The sequence below is a fragment of the Streptomyces sp. NPDC032472 genome, from assembly GCF_040636955.1.
GTDB lineage: Bacteria > Actinomycetota > Actinomycetes > Streptomycetales > Streptomycetaceae > Streptomyces.
In genome coordinates this window covers 436-1,366 of the sequence record NZ_JBEZVK010000208.1, presented here as the reverse complement: position 1 = coordinate 1,366, position 931 = coordinate 436, and the positions used below count along the sequence as shown (strand labels likewise).

The following is a 931-nucleotide window of genomic DNA, read 5'->3' as shown; positions in this document are numbered from 1 at the left end:
CCGGCCAGCCGGGACCGATAGACCCGCGTCCACACGACGGGCATCGCACCCGGCAATTCAAAATCGGCATGGGAAAACGTCTCGTCGCCGAACGAATAGCTGATCGAACCGACCGATACGCCCTTACCGCACTCTTCGCAATGGTTGACGCCAGAGCCCTTTGCCTTGGCCTCCTTCTTCGCCGCTGCAAGCGGTACCTGCGGCCGCCGGGCCTCCGCTTCCGTCGTGCCCTGCGACTTGATCGATGCCGTCCGCATCGCTTCACGCTTGTGCCGCAGTGCATTGATCAGCTTCAGCAACAGCCACATCAGCTTGCCTTCGTCGCTGCCCTTCAGTTCCTTGATCTTGCCGACCACCACCGGTGCCAACGTGCGCAACGACGCCGCAATCGAGCGAATCGGCGCGACGTACTCCTCGGGAACGAGCCCGGCCGCCGTGCTGCCGGCGGAGTTGGCATTGCGCTTGCCGAGTGCCACCCCGGACTCGGTCAGATAACCCCACGCCCCCTTCACCAGGTCCGTGCTGATCCATCCGCTCTTCTTCATCAACTGCCGGTATTCGGTGGCTTCCCGTTCGTTCTTCGTCGGATCGAACAGCTTGCCCGCCACCACCGCGTCGATGCCGTCGGCCAGACCCGTGAAGATCTCCTGCGCTTTCGCCGCGCAGTGGTCGATCAGGTCGTTGACCACGGCCTGCAGCTTCGTCAGGAAATCCTCGACCTCGGTCGAAAACGACGCATGCACATGCGTGACGACGATCGACACGACCGCGGCCCCGATGTCGCGCTTGTGAATCAGAAGCTGGTTACGGATCAGCGCCAGCAGCGGCCGTGCCGTGAGGCGCATCGGCGCCAGTACCGGCGGAAACGGAATCACGCCGATCAGGTTGATCGCCAGCCCGAGATAGTCGAGCAGCTCACCGCCGCGCTTGC

The 931-nt window shown here is 63.6% G+C and carries 1 protein-coding gene; it reads right to left on the bottom strand.

The genetic code is table 11. The features are described from left to right. A partial coding sequence (locus AB0F11_RS38230; protein WP_362184495.1) for a DUF6531 domain-containing protein occupies positions 1 to 931 on the bottom strand: 931 nt, incomplete at both ends.